General features: G+C 62.0%; 24 protein-coding genes. 8 read left to right on the top strand and 16 right to left on the bottom strand.

Annotated features, from left to right (window positions below):
- Nucleotides 1–61 precede the first annotated feature (61 nt).
- Genes ATN00_RS09425 through ATN00_RS09415 form a run of 3 tightly spaced genes read right to left on the bottom strand, consistent with a single transcriptional unit; the run spans nucleotide 62 to nucleotide 2667 of the window.
- On the bottom strand, nucleotides 62–1288 hold the full coding sequence (locus tag ATN00_RS09425) for a Gldg family protein (protein WP_062064182.1): 1227 nt from the start codon (nucleotides 1286–1288) through the stop codon (nucleotides 62–64).
- 34 nt (nucleotides 1289–1322) lie between these two features.
- On the bottom strand, nucleotides 1323–1628 hold the full coding sequence (locus ATN00_RS09420; RefSeq protein ID WP_062064180.1) for a hypothetical protein: 306 nt from the start codon (nucleotides 1626–1628) through the stop codon (nucleotides 1323–1325).
- 43 nt (nucleotides 1629–1671) lie between these two features.
- A complete protein-coding gene (locus tag ATN00_RS09415) occupies nucleotides 1672–2667 on the bottom strand; it encodes a cysteine synthase A (protein WP_062068610.1) in 996 nt (331 codons plus the stop codon).
- A gap of 215 nt (nucleotides 2668–2882) precedes the next feature.
- Between ATN00_RS09415 and ATN00_RS09410 the strand changes: the two genes are divergently transcribed.
- Both ATN00_RS09410 and ATN00_RS09405 read left to right on the top strand, forming a co-directional pair.
- A complete protein-coding gene (locus tag ATN00_RS09410) occupies nucleotides 2883–3827 on the top strand; it encodes a cell wall hydrolase (RefSeq protein WP_062064178.1) in 945 nt (314 codons plus the stop codon).
- Between the two features lie 324 nt (nucleotides 3828–4151).
- A complete protein-coding gene (locus tag ATN00_RS09405) occupies nucleotides 4152–4280 on the top strand; it encodes an entericidin A/B family lipoprotein (RefSeq protein WP_062064176.1) in 129 nt (42 codons plus the stop codon).
- A 67-nt stretch (nucleotides 4281–4347) separates the two neighbouring features.
- On the opposite strand, the gene tatC is transcribed toward ATN00_RS09405, so the two are convergent.
- From tatC to ATN00_RS09360, 9 genes are all read right to left on the bottom strand, one after another.
- A complete protein-coding gene (gene tatC / locus ATN00_RS09400; protein ID WP_062064174.1) occupies nucleotides 4348–5124 on the bottom strand; it encodes a twin-arginine translocase subunit TatC in 777 nt (258 codons plus the stop codon).
- The gene (gene tatB / locus ATN00_RS09395) at nucleotides 5121–5525 is read right to left on the bottom strand and encodes a Sec-independent protein translocase protein TatB (protein ID WP_062064173.1); all 405 of its coding nucleotides are present in this window, start codon (nucleotides 5523–5525) and stop codon (nucleotides 5121–5123) included. Before tatB ends, tatC begins: the two co-directional genes overlap by 4 nt.
- Nucleotides 5526–5552: 27 nt before the next feature.
- Nucleotides 5553–5789 carry a twin-arginine translocase TatA/TatE family subunit gene (locus ATN00_RS09390; protein ID WP_062064171.1) on the bottom strand — a complete coding sequence of 79 codons (237 nt, stop codon included), beginning with the start codon at nucleotides 5787–5789 and terminating at the stop codon, nucleotides 5553–5555.
- Nucleotides 5790–5817: 28 nt separating this feature from the next.
- Complete coding sequence (gene scpB, locus ATN00_RS09385; RefSeq protein WP_062064170.1) at nucleotides 5818–6411, bottom strand: SMC-Scp complex subunit ScpB; 594 nt, start codon at nucleotides 6409–6411, stop codon at nucleotides 5818–5820.
- Nucleotides 6408–7190 carry a segregation and condensation protein A gene (locus tag ATN00_RS09380; RefSeq protein WP_062064168.1) on the bottom strand — a complete coding sequence of 261 codons (783 nt, stop codon included), beginning with the start codon at nucleotides 7188–7190 and terminating at the stop codon, nucleotides 6408–6410. Before ATN00_RS09380 ends, scpB begins: the two co-directional genes overlap by 4 nt.
- A gap of 11 nt (nucleotides 7191–7201) precedes the next feature.
- Entirely contained in the window at nucleotides 7202–8218 is a 1017-nt protein-coding gene (gene nagZ / locus ATN00_RS09375) for a beta-N-acetylhexosaminidase (protein WP_062068608.1), read from the bottom strand.
- A gap of 58 nt (nucleotides 8219–8276) precedes the next feature.
- Entirely contained in the window at nucleotides 8277–8996 is a 720-nt protein-coding gene (locus ATN00_RS09370) for an SPOR domain-containing protein (RefSeq protein WP_062064167.1), read from the bottom strand.
- A 32-nt stretch (nucleotides 8997–9028) separates the two neighbouring features.
- Nucleotides 9029–10756 (bottom strand): arginine--tRNA ligase, encoded by a 1728-nt coding sequence (gene argS / locus ATN00_RS09365; RefSeq protein WP_062064165.1) that lies wholly within the window; start codon nucleotides 10754–10756, stop codon nucleotides 9029–9031.
- 110 nt (nucleotides 10757–10866) lie between these two features.
- The gene (locus ATN00_RS09360) at nucleotides 10867–11475 is read right to left on the bottom strand and encodes a hypothetical protein (protein WP_062068606.1); all 609 of its coding nucleotides are present in this window, start codon (nucleotides 11473–11475) and stop codon (nucleotides 10867–10869) included.
- 153 nt (nucleotides 11476–11628) lie between these two features.
- Between ATN00_RS09360 and ispH the strand changes: the two genes are divergently transcribed.
- From ispH to rnhA, 3 genes are read left to right on the top strand one after another with little or no spacing between them, the layout of a single operon-like run.
- Nucleotides 11629–12588 (top strand): 4-hydroxy-3-methylbut-2-enyl diphosphate reductase, encoded by a 960-nt coding sequence (gene ispH / locus ATN00_RS09355; RefSeq protein ID WP_062064164.1) that lies wholly within the window; start codon nucleotides 11629–11631, stop codon nucleotides 12586–12588.
- Between the two features lie 3 nt (nucleotides 12589–12591).
- Nucleotides 12592–13569, top strand: coding sequence for a homoserine kinase (gene thrB, locus ATN00_RS09350; RefSeq protein WP_062064162.1), 978 nt, complete (start codon nucleotides 12592–12594; stop codon nucleotides 13567–13569).
- The gene (rnhA, locus tag ATN00_RS09345) at nucleotides 13566–14012 is read left to right on the top strand and encodes a ribonuclease HI (protein ID WP_062064160.1); all 447 of its coding nucleotides are present in this window, start codon (nucleotides 13566–13568) and stop codon (nucleotides 14010–14012) included. Before thrB ends, rnhA begins: the two co-directional genes overlap by 4 nt.
- Before the next feature lie 12 nt (nucleotides 14013–14024).
- Here the strand turns inward: rnhA and ATN00_RS09340 are convergent, their stop codons facing one another.
- The 4 genes from ATN00_RS09340 to ATN00_RS09330 form a co-directional block, all read right to left on the bottom strand.
- Nucleotides 14025–14648 (bottom strand): cation efflux transmembrane domain-containing protein, encoded by a 624-nt coding sequence (locus ATN00_RS09340; protein ID WP_062064159.1) that lies wholly within the window; start codon nucleotides 14646–14648, stop codon nucleotides 14025–14027.
- A 76-nt stretch (nucleotides 14649–14724) separates the two neighbouring features.
- Nucleotides 14725–14901 (bottom strand): YegP family protein, encoded by a 177-nt coding sequence (locus ATN00_RS22845; protein WP_082635152.1) that lies wholly within the window; start codon nucleotides 14899–14901, stop codon nucleotides 14725–14727.
- A 23-nt stretch (nucleotides 14902–14924) separates the two neighbouring features.
- Nucleotides 14925–16028 carry an NAD(P)/FAD-dependent oxidoreductase gene (locus ATN00_RS09335; protein ID WP_062064157.1) on the bottom strand — a complete coding sequence of 368 codons (1104 nt, stop codon included), beginning with the start codon at nucleotides 16026–16028 and terminating at the stop codon, nucleotides 14925–14927.
- Nucleotides 16025–16978 (bottom strand): alpha/beta hydrolase, encoded by a 954-nt coding sequence (locus ATN00_RS09330; RefSeq protein ID WP_062064156.1) that lies wholly within the window; start codon nucleotides 16976–16978, stop codon nucleotides 16025–16027. The genes ATN00_RS09335 and ATN00_RS09330 overlap by 4 nt, the downstream gene beginning before the upstream one ends.
- A 78-nt stretch (nucleotides 16979–17056) precedes the next feature.
- Here ATN00_RS09330 and ATN00_RS09325 point away from each other — a divergent pair, with 78 nt between their 5' ends.
- The 3 genes from ATN00_RS09325 to ATN00_RS09315 all read left to right on the top strand — a co-directional run bounded on the left by ATN00_RS09325 (nucleotide 17057) and on the right by ATN00_RS09315 (nucleotide 20060).
- The gene (locus ATN00_RS09325; protein WP_231746436.1) at nucleotides 17057–17491 is read left to right on the top strand and encodes an A24 family peptidase; all 435 of its coding nucleotides are present in this window, start codon (nucleotides 17057–17059) and stop codon (nucleotides 17489–17491) included.
- A 63-nt stretch (nucleotides 17492–17554) separates the two neighbouring features.
- Nucleotides 17555–18550 (top strand): Flp pilus assembly protein CpaB, encoded by a 996-nt coding sequence (gene cpaB, locus ATN00_RS09320; protein ID WP_062068604.1) that lies wholly within the window; start codon nucleotides 17555–17557, stop codon nucleotides 18548–18550.
- A gap of 1 nt (nucleotide 18551) precedes the next feature.
- Nucleotides 18552–20060, top strand: coding sequence for a type II and III secretion system protein family protein (locus tag ATN00_RS09315; protein ID WP_062064154.1), 1509 nt, complete (start codon nucleotides 18552–18554; stop codon nucleotides 20058–20060).
- Nucleotide 20061 lies beyond the last annotated feature (1 nt).

Below are 20061 nucleotides of genomic sequence, written 5' to 3'. Positions count from 1 at the left end.
GTCAAGAAAAGGGAAAAGTCGGTAAAATCTGGGAAATCCTGTTTTGTTCTGGTTTTTATTTCTACTTTGACCCTATTTCTCTCTCTACGGCTGCCATCTGCCCACTCGCAATCGGGCGTTTCACGCGCCCAAACCACATCCATCCCAATCCCGCCCATAAAATCCCGGCCAGCGCCGCCCAGCGTACCGCTCGCACCAGATCATCTTCCGAGCGCACCCAGCGTCGCTCGCCGGAAAGCGATTGGCCAAGCCAATGCATGACCAGCGCAGGGGTATCGGCACTCCATTGCTGAGGCAACAAGGGGCGGCCAGGATCGGCCAGCCAAAGCCGGTCGTCGATCATATCCGCATCGGCCACCATGATAGCCGTGCCCCGCCCTATCCGGCATAGGACAATCAGCCCGGATGCTTCGGGCCGACAATGCTCTTCTCGCACCTCAAACCGAGAGGCCGCCATACTCGTCAATAAAGAACCGTCGGGCAGAAAATGTCGCCCCTCCCCCATCGTTTCGGCCGGGGCCAGCCGCACACCCCAATGATCCAGCAATGGACCTAACAGGCTGGCGGGAGGCGCACGGCGGCGGTCGCCCAACGGCAAGGTCGATGGCCAGAGCAACAGCGGATCAGCCAATATCAGCACCCGCCCGCCCTCTCGCACCCATTGGTCGATGGCGACCAGTTCCCCTGCCTCCATCCCGCGCGGCTGGGCAAGCATCAGCAGCCCCATCCTCCGCAGGTCAGGCGACAGGGCGCTATCCAATGGCTGCACATCGAAGCGGCGACGCAGCAGTGCGACGATCAGCGCATCCGTCCGAGCGGTTAGGCCAAGTTCTCCCTCGCGCCAGAACAGGGGCAGGGCCGTGATGACGGCAAGCGCCGGCCGATCCGCCACCTGCCTGACTGGAGAAGCCCGTCCAACAAACCATGCCAGCCCCGCGACCGCCAGCAGGCCAAACGCTAGCGGCCAGCGCGACCGCCACACAGCGCCACCCGCACCCGCAGCACAGGCAATGACCAACAAAAGCAACATCGGCCACGGTGGAGGCGCACGCCCCGCTGCGACGACACACAGAAGAAGAACGCTTCCGGCTGCAACGGTCGAAATCCACAGCGTCAGCTTCAACCGCGCACGGCCCATGATCCAGCCAGCGCTCGTCAATATCAACATGGCAGGCCATGCCCAACGCATCGCGTCGACCTGTCCACCATGCAGCACGGCAGGTAAACCGCTCAGCAGCACCAGCATCGGCAGGCACAGTATCAACAGGCAGCGCCCCATCGCGATCATGCGTGATGCGGACCCTCTATCGGCTTATCGCTCGTCAGCGCGGCTGTGCCTGCGGATCGCGATCCATCGGTTTCCTGAGATAGGGATCGGGCTGAAGATCGGGCACGACCGGCGCCTGCTCCGGCGCGGGCTGTACGCCCAGTTCCGCCAGTGGTTCCTTGGGCGACACGGCATTGGCCCCAGCGGTGGGCACGACTGGAGGCGGCGCGATGGCATCGTCCACTCGCGCCTTGTCAATCACGATATTCGCAAGACCGACCAGCAGCACCACGCCCGCGAGACCCGTCAAGCCGATCTGGACGCGCTGCAACCCTTCCTGTCGGCGGGGTGTTTCAGCCATAATCTGCTCTTTTTTTTCTGACAGCCGCGACCTTATCGGCCTGTCAACGATTGTGCGCGAACCAAGGGAACACCGTCAAGCCCTTAGATTCAAGCCATTCCCGATTATAAAGCGTTGAAAGATAGCGAAAACCTGTATCGCACAGGATCGTCGCGATCCGCTTGCCCGGACCCAGTTGCTTCGCCAGCGCCACTGCGCCCGCCACATTGATGCCTGACGACAGGCCCAGGCACAGCCCTTCCTCGGCCAGCAAGCGGCGGACCCAGGCCAATCCCTCATCATCGGAAATGCGGAACTGCGTGTCGATGGGAGCGCCTTCCAGATTGGCGGTGATGCGCCCCTGTCCTATGCCCTCCGCGACGGAACTGCCCTCCGCTTTCAACTCGCCATGCGCGTAATAATTATAGAGCGCCGCGCCATATGGATCGCTGAGGGCAATGGTGACGGCCTCATCATGCGCCTTCAGCCCTAGTCCCACACCCGCAATCGTGCCACCTGTCCCTGCCGCGCAGGTGAAGCCGTCAATCCGCCCGTCCATCTGTGTCCAGATTTCCTCGGCGGTGCCCATGATATGCGCCTTGCGATTGGCGATATTGTCGAACTGGTTCGCCCAGACGGCATTGTCGGTCTCTTCCGCGATGCGGCGCGACGTGTGCACGAAATGGCCGGGATTGGAGTAGGGCGCGGCCGGCACGGTCACCAGTTCCGCCCCCAGCGCGCGCAGCGTGTCCATTTTCTCGCGGCTCTGCGTTTCCGGCATGACGATGATCGTCTTGTAGCCCTTCGCATTGGCGACCAGCGCCAGACCGATGCCGGTATTGCCTGCGGTCCCCTCCACGATCGTCCCGCCGGGCTTGAGCAATCCCTTTTCCTCAGCGTCATTGACGATGAACAGCGCCGCGCGATCCTTCACCGAAGCACCCGGATTGGCGAATTCGCACTTGGCGAAAATCTCGCATCCCGTTTCGCTGGAAGGACCGGCGAGGCGCACGAGAGGGGTGTTGCCGATAAGGGCGAGACTATCTTTTTGGACCAGCATGACATCCGCATAGCGGACCAGACAGCGCCTTGCCAAGCAATGGAATACATCGGCCCGCAAAGCCTCAGTTTTCATCCCTTTGCCGCGCGTTAACCTGTAACAGGCAGAACGTACCATAGCGGGACGATCGCGAATCCGGACAGGAAATCGCAACCTCTTTGAGTTAGGGCGGATCGAGAGCGCCGGGCAATGGGCGAAATTCGCAAGGACGGGTAATGCAGTCTCGCATGGCGGGGAACAGATGGAAGCTGCATGGTGCCCTTGCCGCCGTGGCGATGACCGCGCTTGCGGCGCCGCACCTTATCACTGCAGCGCCCCTCGACATGCTGGACACCCCCATCACCGACGACGATCCCGCCGAGAAAGCGGGACAGAATTTCCCAGGCTCCGCCTTTTTCTTCGCGCAGGGCGCATTCGATCCCGTGCCAGGCGTGCAGATATCGCGCAGCGAACACGTGATGGGCCTGGCTCAAGTGCAGGCGGCCCCTGCCATGGCCTTTCGCGGATTGACGGCGCTCGACAGCTATCGTGCACTCAATTGCCTGACGTCGACCATCTATTATGAAGCGGGCAATGAGCCGGAAGACGGGCAACGCGCCGTCGCGCAGGTCGTACTCAACCGGGTCCGCAGCCCGCTCTGGCCCAACAGCGTGTGCGGCGTCGTGTATGAAGGGTCGGAACGCACCGACTATCGGTGCCAGTTCACCTTCAGTTGCGATGGGTCCATGGCCCGCGCGCCCGACATCCGCGCCTGGACGCGGGCACAGCGCATCGCGGACCAGGCCCTTTCTGGACTGGTCTATCGTCCCGTGGGTCTTGCCACACATTATCATACGCTAGCCGTCCGCCCCCCATGGTCCAGCACCCTTCAGGCAGTGGCAGTGATCGGCGCGCACATCTTTTACCGCAATTCAGGGTTCCACGGGACGCCAGCCGCTTTTCGTATCCCCTATGGCGGGCGCGAGATGCAATCCGGCCCTGCGCGGCGGACGTGGCCAGCCAAGCCTGTGGCGCCTCTTGACGCCTTTGAGATGCCCTATGCGGTCCAGCCTTCTCCTTCCTACCAGACGATGCCGATAGTCCCTTCACAGCCTGTCCAGGCCTTGCCTGAATCCACCATTCGTCCCGAATATCGAAATAGCGGCAAGCCTTTGACCTGATTTCTCGGCGATTTTTAGCAAGCGATTGAAAAAAAAGAAAATAAAATCACGATTTTTTTCAATTGGCTGGGAACCCCCTTCTGGGATGAGCGTTATGATCTGCGGATAGCAAATCTTTTGCCCCCCGCTCTTGCTATCCAAAAAAACATGAGCCCGGAACGCTTCCCCCCCCCCGACGCGTTCCGGGCTCAGACTATTTCAGGGGCACAAAATACTGAAATCAGAATGGTTTCTTGCACGGAACGCTTTCGGCGGACAGGGGTTATTCCCTTGTCTCCGGTTCACCCAACAGAGCCGGACCGAGTGTTTTCAAGGAGAGGTTGCATGACGAAGAAGATTCTTGTCGCGCTGCTGCTGACGGGTTCCCTGATGGTTGCGGCCTGCAATACAGTGGAAGGCGCAGGACGCGATGTGCAGAGCGCAGGGGAAGCCGTGGAAGACTCGGCAAATTAAGCCATTTCCTTCATGATTTCTCCCGACATGGCCCGCCTGCCGGCGGGCTTTTTTTGTTAAGAAAAACTCAGGCCGAAGCGCTCTCTGTCGCTTCTTCCTGCGCTTTGCGCCGGTCGGTAAACCAGATGGCGATGATCGTGATCTCGTAAAGCAGCAGCAGTGGGATCGCTAGCATCAGTTGCGACACAACATCAGGCGGCGTCAGCACTGCCGCCAGAATGAAGGCCGCCACGATCATGTAGCGGCGCAGGCTGATCAACTGCGCCCGCGTCACAAACCCCGCCCTATTGAGCAGCATCAACAGCACGGGCATTAGGAAACTGATCCCGAAGGCTAGGATAAACTGCATCACCAGCGTCAGATAATCCCCGGCGGATGGCAGTGCCTCGACCGAAAGTCCCGAACTATTCCCTTGAAATTGCAAGAAAAAATGAAATGCCGTTGGCATCACTACGAAATAGGCGAGGGATGCGCCCATGACGAACAGCACCGGCGTCATGACAAGGAAGGGCAGCAACGCCTTCTTTTCCTTGGCGTAAAGCCCCGGCGCGACGAAGGCCCATAGCTGGTTTGCGATGATCGGAAAGGACAGGAAGAAAGCACCGAAGATCGCAATCTTCACCTGCACGAAAAAGGCTTCATACAATTTGGTATAGACCAGTCGGCCGCCCGCATCGCCAAAGGCTTCCTTGAGCGGATGGACCAGTAGCGCGAACAGCTTGTCGGAAAAATAAAAGCAGACAGCGCCCGTGAGAAACAACGCCCACACGCATTTCAGCAGCCGTCCACGCAATTCGACCAGATGATCGAGCAATGGCGCCTTGGTATCGTCGATGTCCATCATGCAGCCGCATCGCCCTTCCGGTCCTGCGCCTCATCTGCGGTGGGCGCTTCCAACGCAGGGGAAGCCGATCGCGCAACAAAAGCGGGCTTTACGTCCGCAGCGCTATTATCCTCCTCCAACGTCGTTGCCGGTGCAGGCAGCGGCTCCATCGATTCGGCTGTTTCGGGCGGATGCTCCTGCATGATGCGACGGTTTTGTTCCGCCCACTTCTTCTCCAGTTCTTCCAGTTCGACCTCCCGCACCATGGCGTCGATGCCGGTGCGGAAATGGCGCGCCATGCCACGCGCCTTACCGACGATCTGCCCCACCTTGTAGAGCGCGCGCGGCAAATCCTTGGGACCAATCACGACCACCGCGACGATCACGATCAGCAGAAGTTCGGACGACCCAATATCAAACATGCCAGCCTATCGCAGTCTGAGGAAAAATCAGACGCCGGTCTTTTCTTCCGTGGCGGTCGGCGCATCCTGTTCGGAAACACGTTGTCCTTCGATTCGCTGGGCGGGCTTGGCTGGCTTGACGTCGTCGTCATCCTCCATGCCCTTCTTGAAGCTCTTGATACCCTTGGCGACGTCACCCATCAGCCCGGAAATCCGGCCGCCGCCAAACAGCAGCATGACCACCAGGAGCACGATGACCCAGTGCATCAGCGAAAAGGAACCCATTATGCAATACTCCTGAAAGAGGGCCTATCTAGGCTTCTTCCTCATCATTTTCCACTACGGATTGGTTTCCCAACCCTTCCAACGCCAAATCCACCGGGTCCAGCAGACCCGCCGCGCGCAGATCATCGATGCCCGGCAGGTCCCGGCGGCTGCTAAGGCCGAAATGTGACAGAAACTCTACGGTCGTCACATAGATGAGCGGCCGTCCCGGCACTTCGCGCCGCCCGGCAGGCCGAACCCAGCCCGCTTCCATCAGAACGTCCAGCGTTCCTTTCGCCACCTGCACGCCGCGAATGGCCTCTATCTCGGCGCGGCTTACAGGTTCATGATAGGCTATAATGGCCAGCGTTTCCATCGCCGCGCGGGATAATTTACGCGTTTCCTCGCGCTCACGACGCAAGATATGGGCCAGGTCGGCCGCAGTCTGAAAATGCCAGCGCCCGCCCCTTTCGACAAGGTTGACGCCGCGTCCGGCATAATGATCCGCCAATGCCGCAAGCACGCCGGAAAGGTCACCGGCTTCCCCCACATGGAGCCGTAGATCGGCCAGCGTCAGCGGCTCTTCCGCGACGAACAACGCCGCTTCCACCGCTCGCAGGAAATCGTCGGCCTCCGCCGTCACAACAGCCTCTCCTTCTCCTGGGCTGGAGTCGCCGCGCGCAGGAAGATCGGTTCGAATATTCCTTCCTGCCAGATATCCAGCCGCCCCTGCCGCGCCAGTTCCAGCGCCGCGACGAAGCTGCTGGCCAGAGCCGATTTCGCCATGGGTGCATCCAGTCCCGCGGGCAGAAAGGATTCGATCCGCGTCCAGTCCAACGCCATACCCACCAGCGCGCTGACCCGCTGAATAGCTTCATCGAGCGTCATCACGGGGCGGACGGCGACCCGATGGAGCACCGGCTGCGTCCGCGCCCGCACCTGCCCATAAGCCCGGAGAATGTTGAACAGACTCGCATCCCACTTCGCCTTACGGACGAGGCGCAATCCCTCCGGCTCTGCGCGCACGAACACATCGCGCCCTATCCGGTCCCGCGCCATCAGCCGCGCACCCGATTCCCGCATGGCATGGAGACGCTGGAGCCGGAGTTGCAGACGTAGCGCTAGTTCCTCGGGGCTGGGTTCGGGCTGCGCTTCCTTCGGCAACAATAGCGCGGACTTGAGATAGGCAAGCCATGCCGCCATCACCAGATAATCCGCCGCCAGTTCCAGCTTCAACTGCCGCGCGCCGTCGATAAAGGCGAGATATTGCTCCGTCAGCGCGAGGATGGAGATTTCGCGCAGGTCGACCTTCTGCGTCCGCGCCAGCGCCAACAACAAGTCGAGCGGCCCTTCCCAGCTATCGAAGCTGACGGTCAGTATATCGGGCCGGGATGCGGCGACGGGCGTGAACAGGTCGTCCACTCCTGCTCTCCCTATGCCAGAACCGGCGCCAGCAGCGCATCCCGCGTGGCAAGCAACTCCTCAAGCGACGACCCCCCGTCGGCCGGACGCTTCACCGACGCCATCGCCTGGTCAAGCCTCGCCCGCGATGTTTCGGATATTTCGGGCAACTGCTCCACAATCCCGACCATGTCCTCCATCCGTCCCCAGCAATTCAGCGCCAGATCGCACCCCGCCGCGACGACCCCAGCCGCAAGCGCCGGGATACCGCCTTTTAGCGCCTTCATATCGAGGTCATCGGACATGAGCAGCCCATCGAACCCGATGCGTTGGCGGATGATCCGGTCTATGACCACGGGCGAAAGGCTTGCGGGCCGTTCCGCGTCCCACGCCGTATAGACCACATGCGCCGTCATCCCCATCGGCGCGTTCTTGAGGGTCCGGAAAGGGGCGAGATCGCTCTCCAACGCCTCCTCATCGGCGGTGACGACCGGCAATTCATGATGGCTGTCCACCATCGCCCGTCCATGGCCGGGCATGTGCTTGACGATGCCGACCACCCCGCCATCGGCCAGTCCCGCCAGCACCGCTCGCCCCAGCGCGGCGACCCGCATCGGTTCCGCGCCCAACGTGCGGTCGCCCATGATGTCGCTCGCCCCTTCCTGCCGCACGTCGAGCAGGGGCAAGGCATCCACGCCTATCCCTGCCTCCGTCAGCGTCGTCGCAATAGCGCAGGCATTGGCTCGCGCCGCCGCGATAGCGCTGGACGGCGCCACATCGTAAAGGCGGTCGAACACCGCGCCGGGCGGAAAACTGGGCCATACCGGCGCCTGCATCCGCGCAACGCGCCCGCCCTCCTGATCTATCATGATGAGCAGATCGTCCCGCCCATGCAGCGCCCGCAAGTCGTCGGTCAGCGCGCGAATCTGCGTCCTGTCCGCGATATTGCGCCGGAACAGGATATAGCCCGCTGGCTTTGCCTCCGCGAAAAAGGCGCGTTCGTCAGGGGTCAGGGCTTCACCGGAAAGACCGAAAATAACAGGCTTCATACCCTGATCGTAGCGGCTCATGTGCGCCCTGTCGAAGGGGTAAAAGCGACCGCCCCCTTCAGTTCACGACGATGCAGCTTTCGCCTGCGACCTTGAGCTTGCCGCAGATCGCGCTGGCCTGTCCGCCAGCTGCCGCGCGCAGGCGATAGACAGTGCTCCCGCCGACCTCCGCCGATTCGACCGACATGGTGAACGGTTCCAGATAGGCGAAACGTTTGGACAGGCGCTTCCATGCATCCTTGGCGCCTGATTGACTGCCATAGGCGCCCAACTGGATCATGCCGCCTGCCGCTCCGGATTTTGGCGTGGCCGCCACCGGCTTCGCGTTGGTTTCATCGGCCACGCGAGTCGTGACGCTCTGCGTGGGCTGAGCAGACGAAGCTTTTCTATCCTCCGGCGCCGGACGGGTCGCGGTGATCGGCGCTTCGGGCACGCGGCTGGGATCGATGCGCCCGTCGCGCGCCACGCCTTCGCTCGCGGCGAAGCTGGCGTCACCTTCTCCCGCGAACTTCCGCGCATCGGCATCCTTAGCGGGCAACTTGTAGTCGTCGGCGGGGGCCGCGATCAGCTTGCCCTCGCCACCTGCACCGCCGCTCCGATTCTGAATCCACCAGATACCAGCGACAACCGCGCCGATCAGCGCAAGGCCGACAAGGATGAACACCAGCAGCCGAAGCGGCGAAAGACGTTCCTCATCTTCCTCCTCTATCGCCGGTTCCAGCCAGGGGAGGCGATCATCGTCATCCAGGTCCAACTGGCCCCGCACATAGTCGCCCATCACTCAGAACTCCGCCAAAACTCCGTTCGTCTTCACTGCATCTCTGTCAGCGCGGCCACACCCATCAGGGCAAGACCATTGCGGATTATCTGCCCTATTCCGCGGCTCAAGAAAAGCCGCGCCGAAGTCGTTGCGGGATCATCCATAAGGATGACGCGCGCCTGCGGATTGTCATTCCCCATGTTCCACCAGCCATGGAAAGCGGAAGCCAAGTCATTGAGATAAAAGGCAATACGATGCGGCTCGCGGGCCTGCGCCGCCCCCTCCACCACACGGGGAAACTGGGCGGCTAGCTTCACCAGGTTCAGTTCCTCCGTCCCAAGGCGGGACAGGTCGGGCGCAGGAAGTTCCATCCCCGCTTCTTCCGCCCGCCGTGCGAGCGAGGAAATGCGCGCATGGGCATATTGGACATAGAAAACCGGATTATCCTTCGACGCTTCCACCACCTTGGCGAAATCAAAGTCCATCTGCGCGTCAGCCTTGCGCGTGAGCATGGTGAAGCGGACCACATCCTTGCCCACTTCACCCACCACATCGGCCAGCGTCACGAAATTGCCCGCGCGCTTGGACATCTTCACCGGCTCGCCATCGCGCAGAAGGCGAACCATCTGGATCAGCTTCACGTCGAAGCGGGCCTTACCCTCGGTCAAAGCCGCAACGGCCGCCTGAATCCGCTTCACCGTGCCCGCATGATCCGCGCCCCAAATGTCGATGAGCTGGTCGGCCGTCTGCGCCTTCTGGAAATGATAGGCCATGTCCGCGCCGAAATAGGTCCAGCTTCCGTTGGACTTCCTGATCGGCCGGTCCTGATCGTCACCGAATTTCGTCGAGCGGAACAGCGGCAGTTCGACCGGCTCCCAATCGTCCGGCGTCTCACCCTTGGGCGCTTCAAGCACGCCATCATAGACCAGATCATGGTCGCGCAGCCATTTTTCGGCGGCTTCCGGCTTTCCCGCCGCCTGCAATTCCGCCTCGGACGAAAAGATGTCGTGATGAATGCCCAGCAGCGCCAGATCGCTGCGGATCATATCCATCATTGCGGCGACAGCTTTCGTGCGGAACAGCACCAGCCATTCCCTCTCCGGCGCGCCCACATATCTGTCGCCATAATCGGCAGCCAGCGCCTTGCCCACCGGCACCAGATAGTCGCCGGGGTAGAGCCCTTCCGGGATATCCCCTACATCCTCGCCCAATGCCTCGCAGTAACGGACATGGGCCGACCGCGCGAGCACATCCACCTGCCCGCCCGCATCGTTGATATAATATTCGCGGATGACCTTGTGCCCGATCGCCTCCAGCAGCGTGGCGAGCGCATCGCCCACCACCGCGCCCCGGCAATGACCCATATGCATGGGGCCAGTCGGGTTAGCGGAGACATATTCGACATTGACGGTCACGCCCGCGCCTGTGTCGGAGCGGCCATAGTCGTCGGCCTCGACATGGATCGCGGCCAGTTCCGCGCGCCATGTCGCATCGGTGAGGCGCATATTGATGAAGCCTGGCCCGGCGATCTCCGCACTCTCCACCTCATTCAGCGCCAAAAGGCCCGCGACGATCTTCTCCGCCAGAGCGCGCGGATTGGTGCCCGCCGGCTTGGCGAGAACCATGGCGGCATTAGTAGCAAGATCGCCATGCGAAGGGTCGCGCGGCGGCTCCACGGTCACGGGCTTGCGGTTCAGCCCGGCGGGCAGCGCGCCGTCCGCTTCCAACGCGTCGAGCACGACGTTCAGATGAGCGGTGAAACGGGTATAAAGGGACACAGGAGCGGACTTTCCTTCAACGCCGTTCGCCCTGAGCGAAGTCGAAGGGCCGTCCTTTCCTCGAAAAGGTCAGGGCTTCGCAAGCTCAGCCCGAACGGAAGACAATGGGCTTAACGGGTAGCGTTATATTTGAGTTGGTCCTGGGTCAGGTTGAACCCGATGAGCAACTCGAAGCTGGTTCGCTGCAATGCGGCCTTGACGTCCGGCTGCGAGAAAGGGTCGATCGCCGCATCCTCATCACCCGCCTTGCGCTTTGCGGTAATCCGCTGCTGGATGTCCTCGGGCAGCGTCGCGGCGCTTTTGTTCACATAAGAACCGGCCTTCGCCATCGCGCTCGCGCGATATTCGCCCGGCGCAAAGTTCAGCGTCACCTGCCCCACCCGCTTGGCGATCACGGCATTGCCGCCGCGCACGACTGTGGAGAAATAGGGCAGCGTCACCTGCCGCGCACCGGTCGGATCGCCGCGGCGGGCATTCACGGTAAAGGTCGCTTCGGTATAGAATTGCTCCCCATCCGCGCAGGTAGAGCGCAGGTCGGTGATGTTCGCCACCACGTCGATGGCTGAAGCGTCGCGGCTCTGGGCCGGATTGAACAGGGTGATGTCACCGGTATAGGCGGGAATCGCGGCTGTCGGACAAGCCGAACGCACGGAAACGATGCCGCCCGTCGGGTCGATCTCTCCCCGGCGCGAACAGCCAGCAAGAGCAAGAAGAATCATTCCGGTCAGCGCGATACGAGGCAATGTCACAGGCGGTTCCTTGGCATGGGCCCTTGGCTCAGGCGTTCGGCTTCCTTATCCATCCCCCGCCGCCCGTGCAACCGAAAGGAAGCCGCTTTCATCCGCGATGATATTCACCTAGAGCCACCCTTCATGACGAACGCACCTTCGCCTCGCCCACCAATGACGCTGCTGATCGCCGCCCCGCGCGGCTTTTGCGCCGGCGTCGATCGCGCCATCGTCATCGTTGAGCGCGCGATCGAGAAATATGGCGCGCCGGTCTATGTCCGCCATGAAATCGTCCACAACAAATATGTGGTGGACAATCTGAAGGCCAAAGGGGCCATTTTCGTGGAAGAACTGGATCAGGTGCCCGATGGCGTGCCGGTCGTCTTTTCCGCCCATGGCGTGCCCAAGGCGGTTCCCGCCGAAGCCGAAGAGCGCGGCCTTTCCTATCTGGACGCCACCTGCCCCCTGGTCAGCAAGGTACACAGACAGGCGGAGCGGCATGTAAAGGCGGACCGCCATATCCTTTTCATCGGGCACAAGGGGCATCCCGAAGTCATCGGCACGCTGGGACAAGTGCCCGAAGGCACGATGACGCTCATCGAAACGGTGGAGGACGCCGAAGCCTTCACGCCCGCCGATCCCGAAAACCTCGCCTTCCTGACACAGACCACGCTGTCGGTGGATGACACCACCGCTATCGTCGCCGTGCTGGAACGGCGCTTTCCGGCGATCCAACCGCCCAAGGGCGAGGACATCTGCTACGCTACTTCGAACCGTCAGGCGGCGGTCAAGACCATCGCGCCCCGCTGCGACGCTCTCTATGTGATCGGCGCGCCCAACAGCTCCAATTCTGTGCGCCTCGTCGAAGTCGCTCAGCGCGAAGGCACGCCTGCCCGCCTGATCCAGCGTGCGGAAGACATCGATCTCGACTGGCTGAAAGACGTAAAGACGCTGGGCCTGACCGCAGGCGCTTCCGCTCCGGAGGTGCTGGTGCGCGAAGTCGTGGACCTCATCGCCCGCCATTTCGACGTGCGGGAGGAACAGGTGGAAACCGCACAGGAACGCATTTCCTTCAAGCTGCCGCGCGGGCTGGAGGCAGCGTAACTCATGGCCGTCTACACCCATGTTCCCGCTGAGGACATCGACACCTTTCTCACGCGCTATGACGCAGGCCGCCTCGTCTCCGCCAAGGGCATTGCCGAGGGGGTGGAGAACAGCAACTACCTGCTCGAAACCACCGGCGCGGACGGCAATGGTCACCGCTATATCCTGACCCTCTACGAGAAGCGGGTGGATGAGGCGGACCTGCCCTTCTTCATGGACTTACTGGACCATCTGGGCGCGGGCGGCGTGCGTGTGCCCCGCTTCATCCCGGCGCGAGACGGCACGCGATTGCAACAGCTTGCCGGACGGCCTGCCTGCCTGATCGAGTTTCTGACCGGCATTTCCATCACCGAACCGACCGTGGCCCAATCCCGGGCGGCGGGTGCGGCGCTGGGCGCGATGCACCGCGCGGCGGAGGGCTTCACTGGCGAGCGTCCTAACGCGCTCGACCTTTCCGGCTGGCACGATCTGGCGGCGAAATGCGGCGAGGATTTCGACCGCATCGCCCCCGGCATTGGCGCGCGCGTAGCCGAAGAACTGGCCTTCCTTGACGCCCATTGGCCTGCCGATCTGCCCCGTGCCGTTATCCATGCGGACCTGTTCCCAGACAATGTGTTGATGTTGGGTGATGAGGTAACGGGCCTCATCGACTTCTATTTCAGTTGCACCGACATCCGCGCCTATGATCTTGCCGTCACGCATAGTGCCTGGGTATTCAGCCATGACGGCGCGATCTGGCATGGCGACCGTGCTGCCGCTCTGGGCGCTGGTTATGTGGAGACGCACGGCTTGTCGGAGGAAGAGCGCGCTGCTTTCCCGGTCCTATGCCGGGGCGCAGCACTGCGTTTCCTGCTGACGCGCGCTTATGACTGGATCAACACGCCTGCCGACGCGCTGGTGACGCGCAAGGACCCGCTCGCCTTCATGCGCCGCCTTGACTTCTACGCCCATGCCAACCCGACGGACCTGCTGGGTGCATGAGCGACCTTCCGCAAGTCGAGATATTCACCGATGGGGCATGCAAGGGCAATCCGGGCCCAGGTGGCTGGGGCGCTGTGCTGCGTTTCGGTGATAAGGAAAAGGAAATTTCCGGCGGCGAGGTGCAGACCACCAACAACCGCATGGAGATGATGGCGGCGGTGGAAGCGCTGGATATGCTGAAACGCCCCTGCCGCGTGACGCTCTACACCGACAGCAAATATGTGATGGACGGCATCACCAAATGGGTCTTTGGCTGGCAGAAGAATGGCTGGAAGACGGCGAACAAAAAACCGGTCAAGAACGCGGAAATCTGGCAGGCCCTGCTCAAGGCCGCCGCCCGCCATCAGATAACATGGCAATGGGTGAAGGGCCATGCCGGCCACCCCGAAAACGAACGCGCCGACCAGCTCGCCTGCGCGGCGGCGGAGAGTTTTCGAAGATAGGAGAAAGCAATCCTATATGGCGCGCAGATGGAGCGTCGCATCCGCGATGACGCGCACGGAAGAACGCAGGAAAAGCACCGCCATAACGGAACCAATGACGATATCAGGCCATGGCGAATGGAACAACGCCACGGCTCCAGCCGCCAGCAGCACGCCTACATTCGATATGACATCGTTGCGCGAACATTCGAACGTGCTCGCCATATTCACGTCCTGCTGCCGGAAACCCCAAAGCAGCCGAAGGCAGAAGGCATTCGCCATCAAGGCGAGGCCGCCGAAGATCAGCATCAGCGCGGATGACGGCGGGATGCCCGTCCTGATCTTGACAACGACATTGATAACGATGCCCACGCCCAGCAACAGAATGAACAATCCCTTGAACATCGCCGCACCCGCTTTCCAGCGCGCGCTACGGTCGAGGGCATAGATGCTTATGCCATAAACCAATGCGTCGCCCAGCATGTCCGTTGCATCAGCCATCAGCGCTGTCGAACCCGCGATGACGCCCGCACCGAACTCCGCCACGAACATCACCGCATTGATAATCAGTACGACAATCAGGACTCTGCGCTGATCCCCTTGCCTTGCAAGACGCTCAATTTCAGAGCCTTTTGAGGAGCAGCAGTTATCAGCCATCGGGCCAACATGAACCCGTTTTCCGATATCCGCAATCGATCACAACCTGCCCTGGCCCACGCAAGATGATGGGCAATTATCCCGCGTCTTCGACTTCAGCGCCAGGGCCGTTTTTTAGGATGGATTCGATTGCGTTCTTCGCGCCCGCCTTGCTGGAATAGCCTTCGGTCCAGAAGATCACTTCGCTATTATATTTGAACTTGGCGACGAACTCGCCCGCCTTGTTCTTTTCGATCACGAATTTATGCGCCATGACTCGACCCTCCGGTTGTTGCGCTACCGAAACCGCGTTGGAGAATAGGCAGCAAAATCAAGGCTGGCAATGATTTCCGGCGCTGCCTCCTTCATCAGCAGCGCACGCCCCAGCAACGCTGCCGCCGGAGAGGTCTGGATACCGAACCCACCTTGCCCAGCGAACCAGAAAAAGCCTGGCATATCCGGATCGTAACCATAAACCGGCGCGCGATCCAGCGCGAAGCTGCGTAGCCCCGCCCATTTGCGCTCGACCGCTTCGATGGGCCAGTTCACCGCTTCCTGAAAGCGTGCAATCGCCTGCGCCACCGCCAGTTCATCTGGCGCAGCGTCACAGGGCGGCGATGGCACTTCATCATGCGGAGTCAGCCAGATGCGCCCTTCCCCCTCCGGCTTGAAATAAAAGCCGCCGCCCAGGTCCATGACCAACGGCAAATCCATCGAAGGCATCGCCGGCACCCGCAACTGCAATACGGTCCGGAGCAAAGGCTTAATCCCCAGCGGCGCAACGCCGCAGACACGCGCTACATCATCAGCCCATGCGCCTGCCGCATTGACGATCACACCACAGGCGATCGGTCCACCGCTCGCCTCCAGCCGCCAGCCATTGCTCTGCCGCTGCGCCGAGCGGAGCGCCGCTATCAGGCGCATTTCGCCACCCCTCCGCCGAAAAAGCCGCAACCATGCCTGATGCAGCGCGCCCACGTCGATGTCCTTCACCTCCGGTTCCAGCACGCCCAGCATCCATTCCGGCCGCAACCCAGGCACGACCACCTGCGGATCGACCCGCTCCAGCGCGACCTTCCCCACATAGCTCGCCAACAGCCGGTCGCGCGCACCTTCATCGCCCACGCGCCCGACATGCAATGTCCGGCGCGGCGACACGAAGGAACGCTCGGAAAAATCCGGATCGGGCGACAACAACATTGGTCCCGACGCGGTGGTCAGCGGCTGCACCTGCGGCCCGCCATAGGTTTCCTCCCAGAAGGCGACCGAGCGGCCCGTAGCGTGATAGCCCGCCACCTCCTCCTTCTCCAGGATCAGCACCGATGCCTGCGCCGCCAGTTCCGCGCCCAGGCTCGCACCGGCAATGCCGCCGCCGACGATTACGACATCAAAACGGGTCAACGCGCATTCTCGTCCAGGAAGGCGTCGATCCGCGCCAGTGCATTCTGTCGCACCGGGTCCAGTTCGCGCAGGATTTCATGCGCCGCTTCTACCCCGTAAACATGCAGTGTCGCATGGGGAATCCGCGCCGCGATCCGCCGGATAGCGGGCGTCGATACCAGCGCATCATTCCTCGCGGCAAGGATTAGCAGCGGAACCGCCAGCCGGTCCAGCGCCTCATCCTCCTCCAGCGCGCGAGTCGACGCCAAAGCCTGCCGCACCCAGTTCCAGCTTGGCGGGCCTAGCGCGATGTCCCGGCTATGGTCCCGCCACCACAGTTCATCGGCATAGCGAAGCGGGTCATGGGTCAGGCGCTTCTGTCGCATCTGCCTTTGCCGTTCAGAGCCCTCCCGCTGCGTCCACGCCTGCCGCTGGGAAAATCCAAGACGGCACATTATTTCCGCGATCCCAATCGCCAGCCATCGCGGCAATGGCGCGCTATGTATGCCCAGCATCGGCGCGACGGCTACCGCGGCATCGGGGGCCACCATGCCCTCTGCCAGAGCCCGCAGCATCAGATGCCCACCCATGCTATGCGCGATCATCGCCGTTGGGCCATCCCCTTCGCCTCGCCACTCGGCAGCAAAGGCGTCAAGGTCGGCAATCCACTGGCCAAAATTTTCGATATGGCCGGTCATCGGATTATCGGTCAGCCGCCCCGACCCCCCCTGCCCCCGCCAGTCGAAGGCGGTGACGGCCCATCCTCGATCGGCCCAATATTGAATCACCTCCAGATATTTCTCGATCATGTCGCCGCGCCCGTTGAGCAGCAGCATCCGTCCCCGCTCCCCGCTGCCCAATCGATACCGACGCAGCGGCCATCCATCCGCCGCCTGCCAATAATCCAGCCGTCCCCGCTCAGGCCAGGCGCGCCGGTCGAAAGCGGGAGGTAGGGAAGTGGGCGAATCCATCGGGCCGCATGGTTACGATTTGGTAAGCCATCGGGTCTACACCTTTGACGCATGATGGGGGAATATTTCAGAGTCGCGATGCTGTGTCTGCTGGGCGTGCTGCTGATCATAGCAGCCGTCACGGACCTGCGTTCGCGCATCATCTCGAACAGGCTCAATCTGGCCGTGGCCGCGCTGGCGCCGCTCTGGTGGGTAGCGAGCGGCATGCCACTCTGGCCTGACATAGCGGGACAGCTTCTCATCGCTGCTATCGTCTTCGGCATCTTTGCGGGCCTCTTCTCGCTGGGCTGGATGGGTGGCGGCGACGTCAAGCTGCTGGCGGCGCTGGCGCTCTGGTTCCCGTGGCAGGTGGTCATGTCGCTGATCGTCCTCATGGCGGTGCTGGGCGGCGTGGTCACTATCGTCACCGTGGTACACCACCGCATGACCCGGCGGCTTGGGCAGCCCGAAATCCCTTATGGCGTTGCGATTTCGCTGTCGGCGCTGTGGCTGATTTGGCCAACGATATTTTAACCATTCTGGATGCAAGGTGGGTGCCGGGGGCAATGCACCCGCTTGAGGGAGGCGAATTTCGTCATGGACGCAAAAAAGATCGTGCTGCTGGTGGGGGCGCTGTTCGTGGCGATCACGACGGCCTTGCTGGCGCGCAGCATGTTAAGCTCCTCCAGCGCGCCGCAGGTAAACGCCGCGTCGATGCCGGTCGAAGCCAATCAGCCGCATGTACTCGTCGCCACGAAGGCGCTGCCGGTAGGGACCATCCTCGACGCTGAAAGCTTTCGCTTCCAGCCCTGGCCCAAGGATTTGGTCGAGCAGGCCTATTATCTGAAAGGCGAAGCCGACCCCGCGAAGCTGGCGGGCAGCGTGGTGCGTAACGCCATTACGGCCGGTCAGCCGCTGACGCAGGGTTCGCTCATCAAACCGGGCGACAGGGGCTTTCTGGCCGCCGCGCTCGGCCCGGGCATGCGCGCCGTGACCGTTCCCGTTTCCACGCAAAGCTCCGTCGCGGGCTTCGTCTTTCCGGGCGACCGCGTCGATCTCGTCCTGACGCAAAGCGTATCGGGCGGCGGCGACGGCGACCCACTCAAGGTTTCCGAAACCATCCTCCGCAACCTTCGCGTACTCGCCACCGATCAGCGCATGGACGCCATGGGTGACGACGGCAAACCGGTCGTGCAGACTTATTCCAACGTCACGCTCGAAGTGACGCCCAAAATCGCGGAGAAGATCGCGGTCGCACAAACCGTCGGTTCACTGTCGCTATCGCTCCGCTCGATCGCCGACAACGCCGCCGAACTGGACGCCGCCATTGCCGGCACCGATCAGGATCTGCCCGACGGCGCCAATCCGAATGCTGAAAAGAAGATGCTCGCCAGTCTTCAGGCCCGCCCTGTCGATCGCGGCGGCACCTATTCCACTGGCGCCGACGTCTCCCGTTATCAGCGCAGCAGCGTCCCGGCCAAGCCGCAACAGTCCGCCGGTCCCGATGGTGCTCCCGTGGGAACTGCCCAAGGCCCGACGATCCGCGTGGCGCGCGGCACCAATGTGACCGAAGTTCCGGTCGGGGGGAAATAAGATGAAGGGATTGCACCTGCTCCGCCGAACCGCGGCGATCAAGCCGATGGCTACACCGGCAATCGCCCTCGGCCTTGCGCTGACGGCGGCAGCCATGCCTACCGCTGCGCTCAATGCGGCGCCCTCCTCGATGCAGGACAATGCGATCCTGCTGTCCGTGGGTGGAAGCCGCGTGGTCAACCTGCCCGCGTCCATGTCTGACGTGGTGATCGCCGATCCCGATGTGGTCGACGTGCATGTCCGTTCGCAGAACCAGCTCTACCTGATCGCGAAGAAGGCGGGCGAAACCACCGTCTTTGCCACCGCCAAGAATGGCAAGGTGTTGTTTTCTGGCACGGTACGGGTCGGCAACAACCTGACCAGCATCGACGACATGCTGCGTCTGGCGATGCCCAATGCGGATATCGCGGTCAACAAGATGAACGGCATGGTTCTTCTGACCGGCACCATCGCCGCGCCCGAAGACGCTGCCGAAGCCGAACGCCTGACGCAGGCCTTCGTCGGCAAGGATGTGACCGTGGTTAGCCGGCTGCGTATGGCGACGCCGCTTCAGGTCAATCTTCAGGTCAAGATCGCGGAAGTCAGCCGCGACCTCGGCCACAAGATCGGCATGAACTGGAAATCGTTCGACCCTAGCGGCGGCAAGTGGCACGGCGGTATCGGCGGCGGCACGCGCGATGCCATCACTTTCAACGACAATGGCTCGGGAAGCTTCAACTTCCCCATAGATGGCGGCTACAGCCTTGGCGGTGTCGGTCGCATTCTGGGAATGGACATTGGCGCCGTGCTGGATCTCGCTGAATCGAGCGGGCTCGCGACGACCCTGGCCCAGCCCAATCTGACCGCGCTGTCAGGCGAAACCGCCAGCTTCCTGGCGGGCGGCGAATATCCCTACACAGTCAGCAACGGCACACAGGGCAACAGCATCCAATTCAAGCAATATGGCGTGCAGTTGGCCTTCACGCCAACCGTGCTGGCCGATGGACGCATATCCCTGCGGGTGCGACCGACCGTGTCAAACCTCGACTTTTCGATCAACAGCAACGTGCCCGCGCTCAAGAGCCGTACTGCCGAAACCACGGTGGAACTGGGTTCGGGTCAGGCTTTCATGATCGCCGGGCTGCTGAACAACGAAACCGGCAACACGATCAACAAGGTTCCGGGCCTCGGCAATATCCCGGTTCTGGGCAGCCTGTTCAAATCACGCCAGTTCCAGCGCAATGAAACCGAACTGGTGATCGTAGTGACGCCCTATCTGGTGAAGCCGATGAATGCGTCGGACGTGCGCTTGCCGACGGATGCCTTCCGCACCGCCAACGAAGGCCAGGGCCTTTTCCTGCAACAAAGCAGCGATGGCGTCAGCGGTGGACGGGCACCTGCGCCCAGCCGCGGTCCGGAAGTTCCGATGCCCGCTCCCGGTCCGCAGGCCGCCGCTTCCACGCCAGCACTCGCCGCTCGGGGAGAAAGTCGCCGCAAGTCGGATGACGCCGCTCCCGGTTTCAGCTTCTGAC

Source organism: Sphingobium baderi (genome assembly GCF_001456115.1).
GTDB classification, from domain to species: Bacteria; Pseudomonadota; Alphaproteobacteria; order Sphingomonadales; family Sphingomonadaceae; genus Sphingobium; species Sphingobium baderi_A.
Note: the sequence above shows the minus strand (reverse complement) of the source record. Positions and strands in the feature narration are given on the sequence as shown.